Genomic DNA, 15,943 nt, shown 5'->3' on the forward strand with positions numbered 1-15,943 from the left:
GCTTGGGGCCGGTTCGTCTTTTGTATCAGGCTTCGCCTTTCCACCAACGGCGCGGTTCTACGTTTTCCGGCAGGGTGTCTGCCGGAATCTCACGCGCGATGTCGTAGATTTCCTGATAGGTATCGATGCCACCGGCCCATTTGTTCAAACGCTCACGCCACTGCGCCCAAGGTTCGGGGTTGTAGTTCGGGGCGCACATCTCTTCGGCCAGTTTGATCTGATCATCTGGCAGGAATGCCGGACGTACTCCATTTTCGGCGAAGATAGTATCAGGCAGCTGCGGTTCCGAGAAACCGACAGTGTTCAGCAAAGCCGCTTCATTGGCACCTTGAATCAAAGCCTGCGTAAAGTAGGAAGACTCCATCACAGCATCCTGCAGCTCCCCGCCCAGACTGTCGAACACTTTGGCCGACATTGAGGTATGTTCAGTGCCGCAGAAGAATTTCAGGTTGACTGACTGCGACACCACTGGAGCCATGTTGGCATATGCGACGGCCGATGCCCACGTTTCAGCCCCGTCGATTAGACCAGTCTTCAACGCATCCAGAGTTTCTTCCCATGCAACCGGTACCGGATTCAGGTTCAACAGCTGCATCGCAATGCGTCCCAGCTGCGTACCCGTCACACGGTTCTTTGTACCGAACAGCTCTTCCAGTTTGGTGACGGTCGGCTTGTCGGCAAAGGTCGAACCCATTTGCAGGCCGCGCAATTCACAGTGGGTAAACAGGAACTTCAGGCCGTGCCGTTTCTCAAGCGGATCACGCAGAATGCGCTGGCTCGCCGGGCTGTAGAAGAAGTGATACTGCGCTGCCCGGCTGGGGAACATGTAAGCATAGTCCAGCACGTTGAGATACGGCGCGCCTCCAGCCGAGTTCTGGGTCGAGGCCGCGTAAATATCAACAATGCCCTGCTGGGTTTTTTCAACACAGCTCAGCTGGCCGCAGATCTGGTTATCGCCAATGAACTCGATCCGAATTTCACCGTCCGTGCGCTCTTCCAGATCGCGTGCAAACTCGATCGCGCCGGCGCGTTCGATCAGCAGATTGCGGGTGTTAAAGCCCGATGCGCCAAATTTAAGCGTGTGCTTTGGCTCTTTCGAGAAGCGCTTTTCATAGGTTGATTCGGCTGCCTGCGCCAGATTCGCCAGGCTCATCGCGCCACCGAACCCACCTGCCGCCAGCAGTGTCGAACTCATGCCATACCGCCCGGCCACACGAAAAAAATCTCGCCGGGAAATGCCACTTAGTTTCTTACCGATCTCCATTGCCTACCTCCCTGATCGCAATTAATGAGACGTTTTGTATCAAAAAAGGCTAGTATATTTCTCGCATCTTGCATAGAGTTTTTTTCAGTCGCGTCGGGAGGAGACAGTTATGGAAGTCGATTATGCGGTAGTCGGAGCAGGATCTTCGGGCTGTGTCATTGCCAACCGTTTGAGTGCTGATCCCAATACGACCGTCGCATTGCTGGAGGCTGGCGGTCGCGACACCAACCCGTGGATTCACATTCCGGTCGGTTATTTTAAAACAATGCACAACCCGTCGGTTGACTGGTGCTATCGCACTGAACCCGATCCGGGGCTTAATGGACGATCCATAGACTGGCCACGAGGCAAGGTGCTGGGCGGCTCATCCTCGCTGAACGGGCTGCTTTATGTCCGCGGCCAGAAAGAAGACTACGATCGCTGGCGGCAAATGGGCAATGAGGGATGGGGGTGGGACGATGTCTTGCCCCTGTTTAAACGCTGCGAAGATCAAGAACGCGGTGAAGATGAGTTTCACGGCATTGGCGGGCCTTTGTCTGTTTCGAACATGCGCATTCAACGCCCCATTTGCGACGCCTGGGTTGCCGCGGCACAGGCCGCAGGCTACCCGTTCAACCCCGACTACAACGGTGCTGAACAAGAGGGCGTGGGGTATTTCCAACTGACCACCCGCAACGGCCGTCGCTGCAGCGCGGCTGTGGCTTATCTCAAACCCATTCGAAGTCGTCAGAATCTGAACATCATCACCAACGCATTTGTGACGCGCGTGGTTTTGGACGGGAAAAAGGCGACCGGGCTGGTTTACCGGGACAGGTCAGGGGTCGAGCAAACTCTGAAGGTTCGACGCGAGATTATCCTGTCTGGCGGCGCGATCAATTCGCCCCAGATCCTGATGTTGTCGGGGATTGGAGACCCGGACCACCTCAAAGAAAACGGAATCGAACCGCTTCACACCCTGTCTGGCGTCGGTAAGGGCTTGCAGGATCATTTACAGGCGCGCCTGGTGTTCAAGTGCAATGAACCAACACTGAATGATGAAGTCCGCAGCCTGTTCAATCAGGCGCGCATCGCTCTGAAATATGCACTGTTCCGTGCAGGGCCTATGACAATGGCGGCCAGCCTCGCCACCGGCTTTATGAAAACGCGCCCGGATGTAGAGACACCCGATATACAGTTTCATGTCCAACCCTGGTCCGCTGACAGCCCGGGCGAGGGCGTACACCCGTTCTCGGCCTTTACAATGTCGGTCTGCCAGCTGCGCCCAGAAAGCAGGGGGGAGTTGCGCCTGAACGGCCCCGATCCGTCCAAACATGTCAAGATCATACCGAACTACTTGTCCACAGAAACAGATTGCAGGACCATCGTCGATGGCGTGAATATCGCGCGGCGAATTGCCAAGAAAAACCCTTTGGCCTCGAAGATTTCGGAAGAGTTTCGACCAACAGCAGATCTGAATTGCAACGACTATGACGCTACGCTGGATTGGGCTAGGTCGAATTCGACCTCAATCTACCACCCAACCGGCACCTGTGCGATGGGAAGCTCTGAGGCATCTGTTGTCGATCCTAAACTAAGGGTTCACGGACTAGAAAATCTGCGCGTGGCCGATTGTTCGATCATGCCCGAGATCGTCAGTGGCAACACCAACGCACCGGCAATCATGATCGGGGAAAAGGCGAGCGATTTGATAATCGCGGATGCCTGACAGGCCCTCCATCTTGCCTGTGTGCGATGCAGAATGCCCAAAACACTCGCAACCGATGGATCGGTGTGCCAGTCGCGCAAGCTCAAGCTGTTCTGTTGATTATGTCTGATCGCAACTCGCACTTTGCCAACTCTTGTCTCATGACTGACCGTGATCTGGGAGGGCGACTCTTGGTCAACGATCTGTGCTGCATCCAGCTCAGATTTTGACGTCAAACCAATCTCACGAAACATGCATAAGCGGTCGCGGACACTACTTGCTTTTCCAATAGTTCAAATCGGAACGTCCACTTTCCTATTTTTGGCGTACAAGTACTTCACTTGCAGAGAGATATACACAGCACGTGGTCGCGAGCCTGAGCCTGGCTACGGGCACTGCGTCGGTGAACCCTATTGGCCGCTAAGTCCGCATAGCCGACAGCAACCTAGATTTACTTTGCCTCTTGAACCAAGGCTACCCGGTGCGACTTGATGATTAACCTCAGAAAAACTCGCGCGAAAAGTCAAAGGCTCACGTCAGCTCTCCAAAAGAAAAACAGCGGCCCGTTGGAGCCGCTGTTTTCCGAATTTCAGTTCTGTCCGGATCAATCCAGTGTCCGGGTGACCTCTTCGCGCTCGAAGATTTCGATGACGTCGCCGGCGCGGATATCGTCGTAGTTCTCGAATGCCATACCGCATTCCTGACCCGACTGAACCTCGGCCACTTCGTCCTTGAAGCGCTTCAGCGTTTTCAGCGTGCCTTCGTGGATCACGACGTTGTCGCGCAGCAGGCGGACACCTGCGGAACGACGCGCCACGCCTTCTGTAACCAGACAGCCAGCAACCTTGCCAACGCCCGTAACCTTGAAGACTTCGCGGATCTCGGCATAACCGATGAACTTTTCGCGGATCTCGGCGCTCAGCAGACCGGAAGCGGCGGCTTTCACGTCGTCGACCAGATCGTAGATCACCGAGTAGTAGCGGATTTCCACGCCCTTTTGGTTCGCGGTATTCCGGGCTGAAGCATTGGCACGCACGTTGAAGCCCAGGATCGGGGCTCCGGACGCTTCCGCCAAGCCGACATCCGTTTCGGTGATCGCGCCGACGCCTGAATGCAGCACCCGCACGCGTACTTCGTCGTTGCCGATCTTCTCCATCGCCTGAACGATGGCTTCGGCAGAACCCTGCACGTCCGCTTTCATCAGAATTGGCAGTTCGGTGACGTTTTCGTCTTCCTTGGCCTTTTGCATCAGCTGTTCAAGGGTGGTTGCGGCACCGGCGGCGGCGCGTTTGTCCTTGGCGGCCTGTTCACGGTAGGCGGCGATTTCACGCGCCTGCGCTTCAGTCTCGGTCACGTTCAGAACGTCCCCGGCCTCGGGCGTGCCATTCAGACCCAGTACCTCAACCGGAACCGAGGGTCCTGCCTCTTTGACGCGTTCGCCCTTGTCGTTGATCAGCGCACGGACTTTACCGTATTGCTCACCCACAACAAAGATATCGCCCTGACGCAATGTACCGGTCTGAACCAGAACGGTGGCAACAGGTCCGCGACCCACATCCAGCTGAGCCTCGATCACAGCGCCTTGGGCGGCGCGGTTCGGGTTGGCTTTCAGCTCAAGAATTTCGGATTGCAGCGCGATGGCTTCCAGAAGCTCGTCCAGACCCTGACCGGTGATGGCAGACACTTCGACGTCCTGAACCTCACCCGACATTTTCTCAACGATGACTTCGTGCTGCAGCAGATCGGTGCGAACCTTGTCCGGGTTCGCATCCGGCTTGTCGACCTTGTTGATCGCAACGATCATCGGGACACCCGCCGCTTTGGCGTGGTTGATCGCCTCGATCGTCTGCGGCATCACCGCGTCATCCGCAGCAACAACCAGAACCACGATATCCGTGACCTGTGCCCCGCGCGAACGCATCGAGGTAAAGGCCGCGTGGCCCGGTGTATCCAGGAAAGACAGCGTTGTGCCGCCATCGGTTTTCACCTGATAAGCGCCAATATGCTGGGTAATACCCCCGGCCTCACCCGCCACAACGCGAGCGTCGCGGATCGCGTCCAGCAACGAGGTCTTACCGTGGTCAACGTGACCCATGATGGTAATAACCGGCGGACGCGACTGCAGATCGCCTTCGCTGTCTTCGATCTCTTTGATGACATCCTCGACGTCAGAGGCCGAGACGCGCGTGACCTTGTGGCCAAATTCTTCGATGATCAGTTCCGCAGTATCAGCGTCAATGGTCTGGTTCTGCGTGACCATCATGCCCATGTTCATCAGCGATTTGACAACGTCCGCGACACGCTCGGCCATACGGTTGGCCAGCTCGGACACGACAATCGCCTCGGGCAGCTGTACGTCGCGGATAACCTTTTCCCGCTCGACCGCGCCGCCCATGGCTTTCTGACGCGCGCGCTCTTGCTTACGCTTCATGGCTGCCATCGAACGCTGACGATTACCTTCACCACCGGTCGCCTGACCCAGAGTCAGCTTGCCTGAACGGCGGTTATCGTCACGGCCCTTGGTGCGCGTGCCGCGTTGTTCACGCTCGCGATCCTGCTTGCGTGGCGTTGCTGCGGGCGCAGGCTTGCTGGCCGGGCTGCGGGCGGCTTTTGGCTCTTCTGGAGTCGGGGTCGCCGCGACACGCTTAGCGGCATCTTCAGCCTCTTTGCGCTTGCGTTCTTCCTCTTCGGCCTTGGCGCGCGCGCGTTCTTCGGCCTCGCGCTGTTCGCGCTCTTTGGCCTCTAGTTCCGCACGGCGACGGGCACGCTCTTCCTCGCGCGCTATTTCAGCGGCCTGACGCTCGGCGGCCTCTTCGACCTCACGCGCCTTGGCAGCCTGCAGCGCCTTCATCCGGCGCGCCATTTCCACGTCGGAAATCCCGGCTGGACGACGCGACGGATCACCTGATGGCGTAGCTCCACCACCGGTTTTGGCCGCACCCGGCTTGGGGACCACCACGCGCTTGCGTTTGGTTTCCACCACGACATTCTTGGTACGTCCGTGGCTGAAACTTTGTTTCACATTTCCGGGGCGCGCCCCGCCACGAAGACCCAATGTCTTTTTGCCGTCACTATCGCTCATAAAGCTTCTTACCCTTCCGCGCGGCCCTTGCCGCCGTCATCCGTTTCGCGCAAGCCATGCAGGCGCTGCGCTTCCTCTACAACACGTTTGGCGAGTCCGCCAGAGGCCAAGGCCGCATGAATCACGGTTTGGCGCCCAAATGCCGCCCCAAGTTCGTCTGCGGTCAACCAGCCGATGTACTTCCCAAAGTGCGGCGTGCTGAGTTTCGACTTGCCGCGCCCCGATCCATCGGACGCCTGAAGCAATATCTGGGCCTCTTCCCGGTCCAGCATTGCCTTGACCTTTTCATAGCCAGCAACCGCATCACCGGACTTGCGCGCGAGGCTCAAAAGCTCGATCACGCGCCGCGCAATCTGCTTTTCAACCTCATCGGCCAGATCCTTTGACACAGTGACCTGCGCCTTGAACCCCCGCGCGAACAATTTCTTGCCGATGGCTTTATCCAACGCGCTACGGTCGGCCGAGACATAAACACCGCGCCCCGGCAGTTTTGCCGCGACATCAGGAAAGACCTGACCGTCTGGCCCGACCACAAAGCGGATCAGCCCATATCTAGGCTGAACCTCGCCAGTGGCAATGCACTTGCGTTCGGGTCCGTCAGACCGATCCTTATGGACGCCACCGCGACCCATGTGCGCCACCCGAAGCCTGCGATCAGGCCTCGGCTTCCTCGTCGGCCGCTACGCCGTCTTCTTCAGCCTGCTCCAACTCAGCAGGATCGACCCAGCCCAGCATGATCCGAGCTGTCATGACCAGATCCTGCGCCTCTTCCAGCGTTATGCCAAAAGGCTCCAGAACGCCGTCATCCTTGATACGCTCACCATCAACTGTGGTCCAACCACCAGCCAGTTCCCAGTCAGCGCAGGTGGCAAAATCTTCCAACGTTTTCACGTCGTCCTTGGCCAGCGCTTCTACCATCTGGGGTGTCAGACCTTCGAATTCAATAAGGCTGTCCTCGACACCCAGCTCACGCGCTGCATCCAGCGCCGCTTTGGCCTGTGCTTCCAGGTGCTCACGCGCACGAGTCTGCAGTTCCTGCGCGGTGCCTTCGTCGACGCCGTCAATGACCAACAGCTCGTCAAGCTCGACATAGGCGACTTCTTCCAGGTTGGTGAAGCCTTCCGATACCAGCAACTGAGCAAAGAATTCGTCTAGATCCAGGCTTTCCATAAACAGGCCGGTGCGGGCTTCGAACTCTTTCTGACGACGCGCCGATTCTTCGGCCTCGGTCATGATGTCGATGTCCAGGTTGGTCAGCTGGCTGGCCAGACGTACGTTCTGACCACGGCGACCGATGGCGAGGCTCAGCTGTTCCTCGGGAACCACAACTTCGATCTTGCCGGCTTCTTCGTCCAGAACCACCTTGGACACCTCGGCGGGCTGCAGCGCGTTCACCAGGAAGGTGGGCTGATCTTCATTCCATGGAATGATGTCGATCTTTTCGCCCTGCAGCTCATTCACGACGGCCTGCACACGGCTGCCGCGCATACCAACGCAGGCACCGACAGGGTCGATCGAGCCGTCATAGGAAATGACAGCGATCTTGGCGCGCGATCCGGGATCACGAGCAACAGCTTTGACCTCGATGATGCCGTCATAGATTTCCGGCACTTCCATCTTGAACAGTTCAGCCATGAATTCAGGCGCGGTGCGCGACAGGAAGATCTGGTGGCCACGAACCTCGCGGCGAACTTCCTTGATATAGGCGCGCACACGGTCATTGGGGCGATAGCTTTCGCGGCCAATCTTGTCGTTGCGGCGCAGAACAGCCTCGGCACCGCCCAGATCGACGATGACATTGCCAAACTCTTCGCGCTTGACCGCACCGTTGATGATGGTACCTGCGCGATCCTTGAAGTCTTCGTACTGGCGATCGCGCTCGGCTTCGCGAACCTTTTGCAGAATCACTTGCTTGGCGGATTGCGCCGCGATCCGGCCCATTTCGACCGGAGGCACTTCTTCGACATAGACGCTACCGACTTCCGGCGCTTCCATGTATTGCTTGGCCTGCTCGACGGTCATCTCGGCCTGATAGTTCTCAAGCTCCTCATCTTCAACCACAGTGCGGACGCGGGTAAAAGTCGCCTTGCCGGTCTTGCGGTCGATGCTGACGCGGATATCCATCTCGGCGCCGTAGCGGCTTTTGGCGGCACGGGCGAGCGATTCTTCCATCGCTTCGACAACCAGACCGGGGTCGATCATCTTTTCGCGGGCCACGGCCTCGGCGGTCTGCAGCAGCTCCAGCTGGTTGGCTGAGGTGATTGCCATCAGTTCGTCTCCTCTTCGGACCCTTCGGTCTCAATCTCGTCGAAAGCGTTTTCGTTCAGGGCACCGGCGTCCTTGCGCTGGCGCAGCATCTCTTTGATCAGATCATCGGTCAGGACCAGCTTGGCATCGCTTAGCCAGTCAAACTGCAAGCCGATGGTGATTGTCTCATCTCCCTCGGAGATATTGATCAAAACCTCATCGCCTTCGATCCCGGCCAGCTCACCTTTGAAGCGGCGACGGCCGTCGATCAGTTCGGCGGTTTCAATCTTTGCCTCATAGCCCTCGAACATCTCAAAATCCTTGAGACGTGTCAGAGGCCGGTCGATGCCGGGGCTGGACACTTCCAGCGCATAGGCGTCAAGGATCGGATCTTCGACATCCAGTGTGGCACTGACTGCGTTCGATATCTCGGCGCAATCATCCACTTCGATGCCACCATCGGGCTTGTCGGCCATGATCTGCAAGGTGGTCTGCTTGCCGCTCATCAGGCGGATACGGACCAGCTCATACCCCAGATCTTCGATCACTGGGGTGATGATCTCGGCCAGTCTCCGATCAATGGCAGCTTTGGCTATCAGTTCGTTTGTCATCAGCTACTCTACCCTGTCAGTCGGGCACAAAAAAACGGGCGCGCGGCCCGTCGAAATTCCCGGTGGAGCCCCAGACCAGAAGTCTGACACGCCGCTGTTGCAACTGCATATACGCAGGGTTTCCCGAGTCTGCAACCCCCGGCAGGAACCCTGACCGGAATTTACGCCAACCACCACCGTTCAGCGATGCGTCCGTCGTCCAGCGCGCGCGCGCCGCCGATCTGCTGGGGCATACCAACATGAGCAGCAGCAGCCAGCGCAATATCCGATTCGCTGGGGTGAAGGCGCAGACCGCGCAGTCCATTCAAGCCTTCGGATGATGGCAGGGCAGCAATATCCACATAGCCATCCCGCAATGCTTCGGCCCGGACGCAGGCATCAGGAATGACGATAATCTCAAAAGCATCCGCCCAGCCGGCCTGAGTGCTCTTATAATGGTCAACAACTTTGCGGCCCAGAAAGTGGCGATCATCCTCAGCCCGTTCGACACGGTAGCATCCGGTGCCATTGGCGATCTGCAGCGGTTTGACGCTCTGACCAGCCCGCGGGATGACAAATTGACTTTCGGCCAGCAGGAAAGGCAGACCGGGATTAGGTTTGGCCAGTTCAAGATGCAGCCGGTTAGGGGCCAGCGCTTCGGCGCGCCCGACTTCGGCCAAAACCGCCATCACATCAGCGATATCCAATGCTACGCCGTCGTGGAACACCGCATCATCGCGCAGATCAAACGTCCAGATCCGGGCATCCGTATCGGTCTGCCATGCTGTTGCCAGCTCACCTCGCAAGGTACCGTCCGGTGCGATTTCGGTCAGCGTGTCAAACACCGCCCCCCGTGCAACCTGTTCAAGACTGTCGTCACGCGGCACCGCAAGCCGCAGGGTTCCGCCCGGCTTGGGCATATTCGCCAGTGAGGCGCCTGTTGCCGCCAACAGCGCCGCAGCGGCACCTGATGCAAACAACGCGCGGCGGTCAATGCGGGTCATGCTACCCCCTCGGCCACGCGGTTCATAATGCGGACCAGTTCGGCACTGATGCCGGGTTCAGACAGGGCATGGCCTGCCTGACGGACCATCTTCAATTCGACATTCGGCCAGCGCTCGGCCAGGTTCCAGGCAGAATGCGGTGGGCAGATCATGTCATAGCGGCCCTGAACGATATGGCCGGGAATATGAGCGATCCGATCCATCTGCTCCAGAATCTGCCCGTCCTGATCAAGGAAAGCCCGATTGATGAAATAGTGATTCTCAAGCCGGGCAAAGGCGCGCGCATACTCACCCGGGCTTTCTCCGGTGGATCCGTTCGAATGGATTGACGCCAGCGCATTTTCCCAGGCGGACCAGGCCCGTCCGTACAGAACCTCAGTCGCCCGATCCCCTGAGAACAGACGTTTGTTATAGGCCCCAATCGTGTCGGAAAGCTCAGTCTCGGAGAGCAGAGCGGTGAACTTGGACCATTGCTCGGGCCAGAACTTGCCCGCGCCACCACCATAGAACCAGTCCAGCTCGGCCTGCGTTGCCAGAAACACGCCGCGCAATATCAGCCTATTCACCCGGTCGGGATGCGCCTGCGCATAGATCAACGCCAGGGTTGCGCCCCAGCTTCCACCGAAAACGGCCCAGTCACTGATGTTCAACAGGGTGCGCAGCCGTTCGATATCGGCCACCAGATGCCAGGTTGTGTTGTCTGTGACCGACGCGTGCGGGCGCGAGCGTCCACAGCCTCTCTGATCAAACAGAATCACCCGAAAGACGTCCGGATCGAAATAGCGCCGCATTGCGGGGCTGCATCCGCCACCTGGGCCTCCGTGCAACACGACCACCGGCAGGCCATCCGGATTGCCGCATTGTTCCATATAGATAAGGTGACCATCGCCCACATCGACCATGCGCTGATCGAACGGGTCGATCGGCGGGTAAAGATATTGCACTGCGCGCTTTTGGTCCGGGTACTTGTCCATTATGGCCCTATATAGTCCTTAAACGTAAAAGAGCATACGGAGACAGGAATGCAAGCGCATCCGAACACGGTAGACCCGTCCGAGATCGCAAAATTCGAGGCGATGGCCGCCGAATGGTGGGACCCGCATGGGAAATTCAAGCCCCTGCATATGCTGAACCCCTGTCGTCTGGATTATATCACACAGCAAATCGCAGGCGAATTTGACCGTGATCTGAAAGCCCCGCGCCCGTTCGAGGGCCTGCGCCTGCTGGATATCGGATGTGGAGGAGGCTTGCTGAGCGAACCCATGGCTCGCCTTGGCGCCGAGGTCGTGGGCGCCGATGCCGCCGAGGGCAACCTGCCCGTCGCCCGCATCCATGCCGAGCAATCAGGGCTTGGGATCGACTATCGCCACACCACTGCCGAGGCGATGGCCGCCGCAGGTGAGCAGTTTGATGTGATTCTGAACATGGAGGTGGTCGAACATGTGGCCGACCCGCTCAGCTTTCTGACAGCCACGCGGGATTTGCTGAAACCAGGTGGGCTTGAGATTTGTTCGACCATCAACCGCAACCCGAAATCCTATGCGATGGCCATCTTTGGTGCCGAGGTGATCATGCGTTGGCTGCCGCGCGGCACGCATGAGTGGAACAAGTTCATCACCCCTGACGAGTTGTTCGACCTGTTGCGTCAAGCCGGGTTGGACCCGGTGGACCGCAAGGGTTTCGTATTCAACCCGATCCTGTGGAGCTGGTCGATCTCGGACCGGGATTTAAGCGTGAATTATGTGACGGCGAGCGTGAAGCCGGGGTGAACCTACTCCCCCTCCAACTGCAATCGCAAATCCCGCAGCACGGGCAGCGTGCTGCGGACCCGCTCCAGCCCCAGCTCTCCGACCACGCGGTTGATCAGCGGCGCAATGGAGGAGATCGCCTGATCCCGAGCACTCCGCCCAGCGGGGCTGATGGCGACCATCTTGCGGCGGGCGTCGTCCCAGTCGGGGCGGATGTGGATATATCCGGCCCATTCCAGCTTGGCCAAGGTATTGGTCATGGCACCTCGGGTCACGTGAAACGTATCGGCTAGCTGTGCCGGGCTGCGTTCGTTGCCGACAAAGACAAGATGGTTCAAAACCGAGAAATGCGAAATTTCCATGCCCCTGGGCAGCACCCGGCTGAGCCGGTTACGCAATAACTGGTCTGCGGTCAGGATCTCGCTGAACAGCGTGACCGCGAGGGCATTGGTATCGTTTGTCATAGTCCAGATTCTGGATCAGGGGCCGTCAAAGGGACGGACATGTGTCAGCGAAGGCACGCGGCTTCGTGCTTCTGTAACAGAACTATCATCCAAATTGAAAAAGTGAATGCCCTGATCGGTCCCTGCGTCGATGACGACCTCTCCCCATGGGGCAACGACCATGCTGTGACCGTAGGTTTTGCGGGTCTTTCCCCTGGTTTTAGGGTGTTCACCGGTCTGCGCCGGGGCCAACACCCAGCATCCGTTTTCAATCGCCCGCGCCCGCAACAGCGACTTCCAATGGGCCTCACCCGTGACCGGTGAAAAAGCGGCTGGAACCGTCAGAATGCGCGCTCCAGCCTGCGCCAGAGATGCGTACAGTTGGGGGAAGCGGATATCATAACATATACTCAGACCCACCTTGCCGAAATCTGTCTCGGCTATGACCGCTCGTGTGCCGGGACGGTAGTTTTTGGACTCGCGAAACGTCTCGGCCTCGGACACCTGCACGTCGAACATGTGGATCTTGTCATACCGCGCCACGATCTGCCCCTGAGGATCAATCATGAAAGACCGATTGGCAAACCGACCACCCGCATCATGTGTTTTGATCGCCAACGAGCCGATCAATAACCAGATCCCCAGGCTCGCGGCCTGCTCGCGCAGCCCCGCTAGTGTCAGGTCATCTTCTTCGTATTGCAGGATTTCCCGCTGCCGTGTGGACGAGGTGGACACGCAATTCGTCACCTCGGGCGTCAGAACGAACCGCGCACCCTGCCCTGCCGCTTCGGACATCAGGGCGCGCACCATTTTCAGGTTTTCAGCCGGATCATCCGACGAGGTGATCTGAAGCAGGACGCTTTTCATCAGGCCGCCAGCAAACCGTCCAGCTTGCCCTGACGTTCCAGCTCATACAGGTCGTCGCATCCACCCACATGCTGCGATCCGATAAAGATCTGGGGTACGGTGCGCTTGCCACCGGCGCGCTGGATCATTTCAGGTTTGCGTTTTGGGTTCCTCAGGACATCGACTTCCTGAAACTCGACGCCCTTCTGATTCAACAGCCGTTTTGCAGCGTGACAGAAGCCACAGAGCGGCGAGGTATATATTTCTACCGATTTCATATTCCGTACCTTTGGGTTTCGCACAATCCTGGGCGAGTTAGGTATCCTTGGCAACGCGCGCTAGGGTCAACACAAAAATATGATTTGCCCCGGATGCACGACAGACACGTGCACATGAGGTCAATGTTGCGCCTGATGTCATGACATCATCGACCAGCAGAATATCGCGCCCCTGCATCTGCCGAAGCCGCCTGGGATGCGCTGCAATCGCATTCTCCAGCGTTTCCATGCGCTGTGCGGCTGTTTTTCCATCCAAAACCGGCGTTCTTGTCCGTCGGACCAAAAGGTCCGGACAGGCCTCCAACCCGGTTTGCCGCCCCAGATGCTGCGCCAACAGGGCGGATTGGTTGTACCTGCGTTTCAGCAACCGGGACCAATGCAGCGGTACCGGCGCGATCAGCATGTTCTCGCGAAACAAATCCCGACCCGCCAGGGCCATCCAGCGCGCCGCAGGGCGTGCAAGCTCGGGCCGGTCCCCGTGTTTCAGAGCCAGAATCAGGGATCGCGCCTTGCCATCATACAAAAGCGCAGACCGCCCATCGCGCCAGGGGCGCGGCGTTTTCATACAGTCATCACATTCGATTCGGTGGCCATCGGCCTCACCCGGCAAGGGCACGCCGCAGCTTTCACATACAGCGCCACCGATAAAGGGCGTTTCACGCCAACAGGAGCCACAGAGGCCGAAATCCGACTCGGTCAAATCACCGCATCCCAGACAGCGCGGGGGATAGATCATCTGGACAGCGGTTTGAATCCGCTGCCACATGCGATAGTTGCGCCCTATGAAACTGCCTGATTCCAACGCACCCTCACTGTTCGACCGCGCAATCCTTGCACGGCGTCGGTCCCGCGCACGGGAAGATGCCTTGTTCTTGCACCGCGCCGCAGTTGACGAGGTTCAGGATCGGCTCGCCTTGGTTAATAAAAGCTTTACGGACCCGGCGATCGTGACCCCTTTTGCGCAAGTCTGGCAGGATGTGTTGCCAATGGCGCGGATCATCCCGGATAACGAGGTGCTGGACTTGACCCCCGGTGCCCATGATCTGGTGATCCATGCCATGGCTCTGCACTGGGCTAATGATCCGGTTGGGCAGTTGATCCAGTGTCACCGCGCGCTGCAACCTGATGGGCTGTTGCTGGTGATCTGTCTGGGCGGTGAAACCCTGCGGGAACTGCGCGCCGCACTTGGGCAGGCCGAGGTTGAGGTCACGGGCGGCCTCAGCCCCCGCATCGCGCCGATGGCCGAGCTGCGCGATCTGGGCGGGTTACTGCAACGCGCCGGACTGGCCCTGCCGGTTGCTGATACCGCGCGATTGACGGCGGAATATCGCGATCTGACCCACCTGATGCATGACCTTCGGGCAATGGGTGAAACCAACAGCCTGCAAAACCGCATGAAACACCCCACAAACCGGCAGGTCTTTGCCCGGGCGCAACACATCTATGCCAACCATTTCAGCACTGATCAGAAACGCCTCAAGGCGACATTCGAACTGGTCTGCCTAACCGGCTGGTCTCCCGATGAAGGCCAGCCAAAACCGCTGCGTCCGGGCTCGGCCCAGATGCGGCTTGCGGATGCTCTGGGCGCAAGCGAAGGCAAACTGTCCGATTGACGAATGCGGAATTCCGGTTATCTCAGCCCGAAGCAAAGACATCTCAGGAAGTGAAACATGTTTGACGCCACACGCCCCGATCATGCCCCGGCGGATCACCCCAAAGTCAAAACGGGCCGCGTCGGCATCCTGCTGGCCAATCTCGGCACGCCCGACGATTACAGCTATTGGCCCATGCGCCGTTATTTGAACGAGTTTCTGTCGGACCAGCGCGTGATCGACTATCCCAAGTGGAAATGGCAGCCAATCCTGCAGGGGATCATCCTGACCAAACGGCCCTTCAGCTCGGGTGAGGCGTACAAGTCGATCTGGAACCACGACAAGGGCGAAAGCCCGCTGATGACGATTACCAAGGACCAGACCGCCAAATTGCGTGACGCGATGCAGGCACGCTATGGCGACAAGGTCATGGTGGAATTCTGCATGCGCTACGGCAACCCATCGACAAAATCAAAAGTCCGGGAAATGGTCGCGGCAGGCTGCGACCGGGTTCTGTTCTTTCCACTGTACCCACAATACGCAGGCGCCACGACCGCCACGGCCAATGACCAGTTTTTCCGCGCTCTGATGGATGAGACGTGGCAACCCGCCAGCCGTACCGTGCCCGCCTATTTTGACGAACCCGCCTATATCGACGCATTGGCGGGCTCGGTTGAAAAGGCCTATGCCGCGATGGTGGACAAACCGGACATACTGGTCTGTTCCTACCACGGCATGCCGGAACGCTACCTGCAACAAGGCGACCCCTATCACTGCCAATGCGCAAAAACGACTCGGTTGCTGAAAGAAAGGTTGGGCTGGTCTGACGACCAGCTTGTATCGACCTTCCAGTCACGATTCGGCCCGGAAGAATGGCTCAAGCCATATACGGTCGACCATGTGGCCGAGTTGGCAAAACAGGGTAAGAAGAAGATCGCCGTTATCGCACCAGCGTTTTCCTCCGATTGCATCGAAACGCTGGAAGAGATCAACGAAGAGATCAAAGAGAGTTTTGAGGACGCGGGCGGCGAAAGCTTTACCTATATCCCATGCCTGAACGATGACGAATCGCACATAGCGGCCCTGGGCAAGGTGATCGAGGATAATTTGAAGGGTTGGCTGGACTAAGCCACCCAGTCGACTAGGCACAAAAAAAGGCGGTGGA

The 15,943-nt window shown here is 58.3% G+C and carries 15 protein-coding genes; 4 read left to right on the top strand and 11 right to left on the bottom strand.

The window, feature by feature from the left end:
- Positions 1–25: 25 nt before the first annotated feature.
- Entirely contained in the window at positions 26–1,264 is a 1,239-nt protein-coding gene (locus tag FN806_RS14145; RefSeq protein WP_142638251.1) for a TRAP transporter substrate-binding protein, read from the bottom strand.
- Between the two features lie 109 nt (positions 1,265–1,373).
- Between FN806_RS14145 and FN806_RS14150 the strand changes: the two genes are divergently transcribed.
- Complete coding sequence (locus FN806_RS14150) at positions 1,374–2,969, top strand: GMC family oxidoreductase (protein ID WP_142638253.1); 1,596 nt, start codon at positions 1,374–1,376, stop codon at positions 2,967–2,969.
- Positions 2,970–3,552: 583 nt separating this feature from the next.
- Here the strand turns inward: FN806_RS14150 and infB are convergent.
- The 6 genes from infB to pip all read right to left on the bottom strand — a co-directional run bounded on the left by infB (position 3,553) and on the right by pip (position 10,845).
- Positions 3,553–6,030 (bottom strand): translation initiation factor IF-2, encoded by a 2,478-nt coding sequence (gene infB / locus FN806_RS14155; protein WP_142638255.1) that lies wholly within the window; start codon positions 6,028–6,030, stop codon positions 3,553–3,555.
- An 8-nt stretch (positions 6,031–6,038) separates the two neighbouring features.
- Complete coding sequence (locus FN806_RS14160) at positions 6,039–6,662, bottom strand: RNA-binding protein (RefSeq protein ID WP_142638257.1); 624 nt, start codon at positions 6,660–6,662, stop codon at positions 6,039–6,041.
- A gap of 22 nt (positions 6,663–6,684) precedes the next feature.
- Positions 6,685–8,298 carry a transcription termination factor NusA gene (gene nusA / locus FN806_RS14165; protein WP_142638259.1) on the bottom strand — a complete coding sequence of 538 codons (1,614 nt, stop codon included), beginning with the start codon at positions 8,296–8,298 and terminating at the stop codon, positions 6,685–6,687.
- Entirely contained in the window at positions 8,298–8,888 is a 591-nt protein-coding gene (rimP, locus tag FN806_RS14170) for a ribosome maturation factor RimP (protein WP_142638261.1), read from the bottom strand. Before rimP ends, nusA begins: the two co-directional genes overlap by 1 nt.
- Before the next feature lie 161 nt (positions 8,889–9,049).
- On the bottom strand, positions 9,050–9,871 hold the full coding sequence (locus tag FN806_RS14175; protein ID WP_142638263.1) for an ABC transporter substrate-binding protein: 822 nt from the start codon (positions 9,869–9,871) through the stop codon (positions 9,050–9,052).
- A complete protein-coding gene (gene pip, locus FN806_RS14180; protein ID WP_142638265.1) occupies positions 9,868–10,845 on the bottom strand; it encodes a prolyl aminopeptidase in 978 nt (325 codons plus the stop codon). Before pip ends, FN806_RS14175 begins: the two co-directional genes overlap by 4 nt.
- Before the next feature lie 48 nt (positions 10,846–10,893).
- On the opposite strand from pip, the gene ubiG reads away from it, so the two are divergent.
- Positions 10,894–11,640, top strand: a complete 747-nt coding sequence (gene ubiG / locus FN806_RS14185; protein WP_142638267.1) for a bifunctional 2-polyprenyl-6-hydroxyphenol methylase/3-demethylubiquinol 3-O-methyltransferase UbiG — start codon at positions 10,894–10,896, stop codon at positions 11,638–11,640.
- 2 nt (positions 11,641–11,642) lie between these two features.
- Here ubiG and FN806_RS14190 read toward each other — a convergent pair whose 3' ends face one another.
- The 4 genes from FN806_RS14190 to FN806_RS14205 are packed head-to-tail and all read right to left on the bottom strand — an operon-like array spanning position 11,643 to position 13,952.
- Positions 11,643–12,083, bottom strand: a complete 441-nt coding sequence (locus FN806_RS14190; protein WP_142638269.1) for a MarR family winged helix-turn-helix transcriptional regulator — start codon at positions 12,081–12,083, stop codon at positions 11,643–11,645.
- Positions 12,084–12,098: 15 nt separating this feature from the next.
- The gene (locus FN806_RS14195; protein ID WP_142638271.1) at positions 12,099–12,929 is read right to left on the bottom strand and encodes a carbon-nitrogen hydrolase family protein; all 831 of its coding nucleotides are present in this window, start codon (positions 12,927–12,929) and stop codon (positions 12,099–12,101) included.
- Positions 12,929–13,186, bottom strand: a complete 258-nt coding sequence (grxC, locus tag FN806_RS14200) for a glutaredoxin 3 (RefSeq protein ID WP_142638273.1) — start codon at positions 13,184–13,186, stop codon at positions 12,929–12,931. Before grxC ends, FN806_RS14195 begins: the two co-directional genes overlap by 1 nt.
- A gap of 37 nt (positions 13,187–13,223) precedes the next feature.
- Positions 13,224–13,952, bottom strand: coding sequence for a ComF family protein (locus tag FN806_RS14205; RefSeq protein ID WP_142638275.1), 729 nt, complete (start codon positions 13,950–13,952; stop codon positions 13,224–13,226).
- A 16-nt stretch (positions 13,953–13,968) separates the two neighbouring features.
- Between FN806_RS14205 and FN806_RS14210 the strand changes: the two genes are divergently transcribed.
- Both FN806_RS14210 and hemH read left to right on the top strand, forming a co-directional pair.
- Positions 13,969–14,799 carry a methyltransferase domain-containing protein gene (locus FN806_RS14210; protein WP_142638277.1) on the top strand — a complete coding sequence of 277 codons (831 nt, stop codon included), beginning with the start codon at positions 13,969–13,971 and terminating at the stop codon, positions 14,797–14,799.
- A 57-nt stretch (positions 14,800–14,856) separates the two neighbouring features.
- Positions 14,857–15,906, top strand: coding sequence for a ferrochelatase (gene hemH, locus FN806_RS14215; protein WP_142638279.1), 1,050 nt, complete (start codon positions 14,857–14,859; stop codon positions 15,904–15,906).
- Positions 15,907–15,943: the final 37 nt, after the last annotated feature.

The organism is Ruegeria faecimaris (assembly GCF_900182615.1).
Lineage (GTDB): Bacteria > Pseudomonadota > Alphaproteobacteria > Rhodobacterales > Rhodobacteraceae > Ruegeria > Ruegeria faecimaris.

Bases quoted from the DNA above. Each gene is read 5' to 3' on its own strand.
- FN806_RS14145 (WP_142638251.1), bottom strand. From the start codon at position 1,264: ATGGAGATCGGTAAGAAACTAAGTGGCATTTCCCGGCGAGATTTTTTT.
- FN806_RS14150 (WP_142638253.1), top strand. From the start codon at position 1,374: ATGGAAGTCGATTATGCGGTAGTCGGAGCAGGATCTTCGGGCTGTGTC.
- infB (WP_142638255.1), bottom strand. From the start codon at position 6,030: ATGAGCGATAGTGACGGCAAAAAGACATTGGGTCTTCGTGGCGGGGCG.
- FN806_RS14160 (WP_142638257.1), bottom strand. From the start codon at position 6,662: ATGGGTCGCGGTGGCGTCCATAAGGATCGGTCTGACGGACCCGAACGC.
- nusA (WP_142638259.1), bottom strand. From the start codon at position 8,298: ATGGCAATCACCTCAGCCAACCAGCTGGAGCTGCTGCAGACCGCCGAG.
- rimP (WP_142638261.1), bottom strand. From the start codon at position 8,888: ATGACAAACGAACTGATAGCCAAAGCTGCCATTGATCGGAGACTGGCC.
- FN806_RS14175 (WP_142638263.1), bottom strand. From the start codon at position 9,871: ATGACCCGCATTGACCGCCGCGCGTTGTTTGCATCAGGTGCCGCTGCG.
- pip (WP_142638265.1), bottom strand. From the start codon at position 10,845: ATGGACAAGTACCCGGACCAAAAGCGCGCAGTGCAATATCTTTACCCG.
- ubiG (WP_142638267.1), top strand. From the start codon at position 10,894: ATGCAAGCGCATCCGAACACGGTAGACCCGTCCGAGATCGCAAAATTC.
- FN806_RS14190 (WP_142638269.1), bottom strand. From the start codon at position 12,083: ATGACAAACGATACCAATGCCCTCGCGGTCACGCTGTTCAGCGAGATC.
- FN806_RS14195 (WP_142638271.1), bottom strand. From the start codon at position 12,929: ATGAAAAGCGTCCTGCTTCAGATCACCTCGTCGGATGATCCGGCTGAA.
- grxC (WP_142638273.1), bottom strand. From the start codon at position 13,186: ATGAAATCGGTAGAAATATATACCTCGCCGCTCTGTGGCTTCTGTCAC.
- FN806_RS14205 (WP_142638275.1), bottom strand. From the start codon at position 13,952: ATGTGGCAGCGGATTCAAACCGCTGTCCAGATGATCTATCCCCCGCGC.
- FN806_RS14210 (WP_142638277.1), top strand. From the start codon at position 13,969: ATGAAACTGCCTGATTCCAACGCACCCTCACTGTTCGACCGCGCAATC.
- hemH (WP_142638279.1), top strand. From the start codon at position 14,857: ATGTTTGACGCCACACGCCCCGATCATGCCCCGGCGGATCACCCCAAA.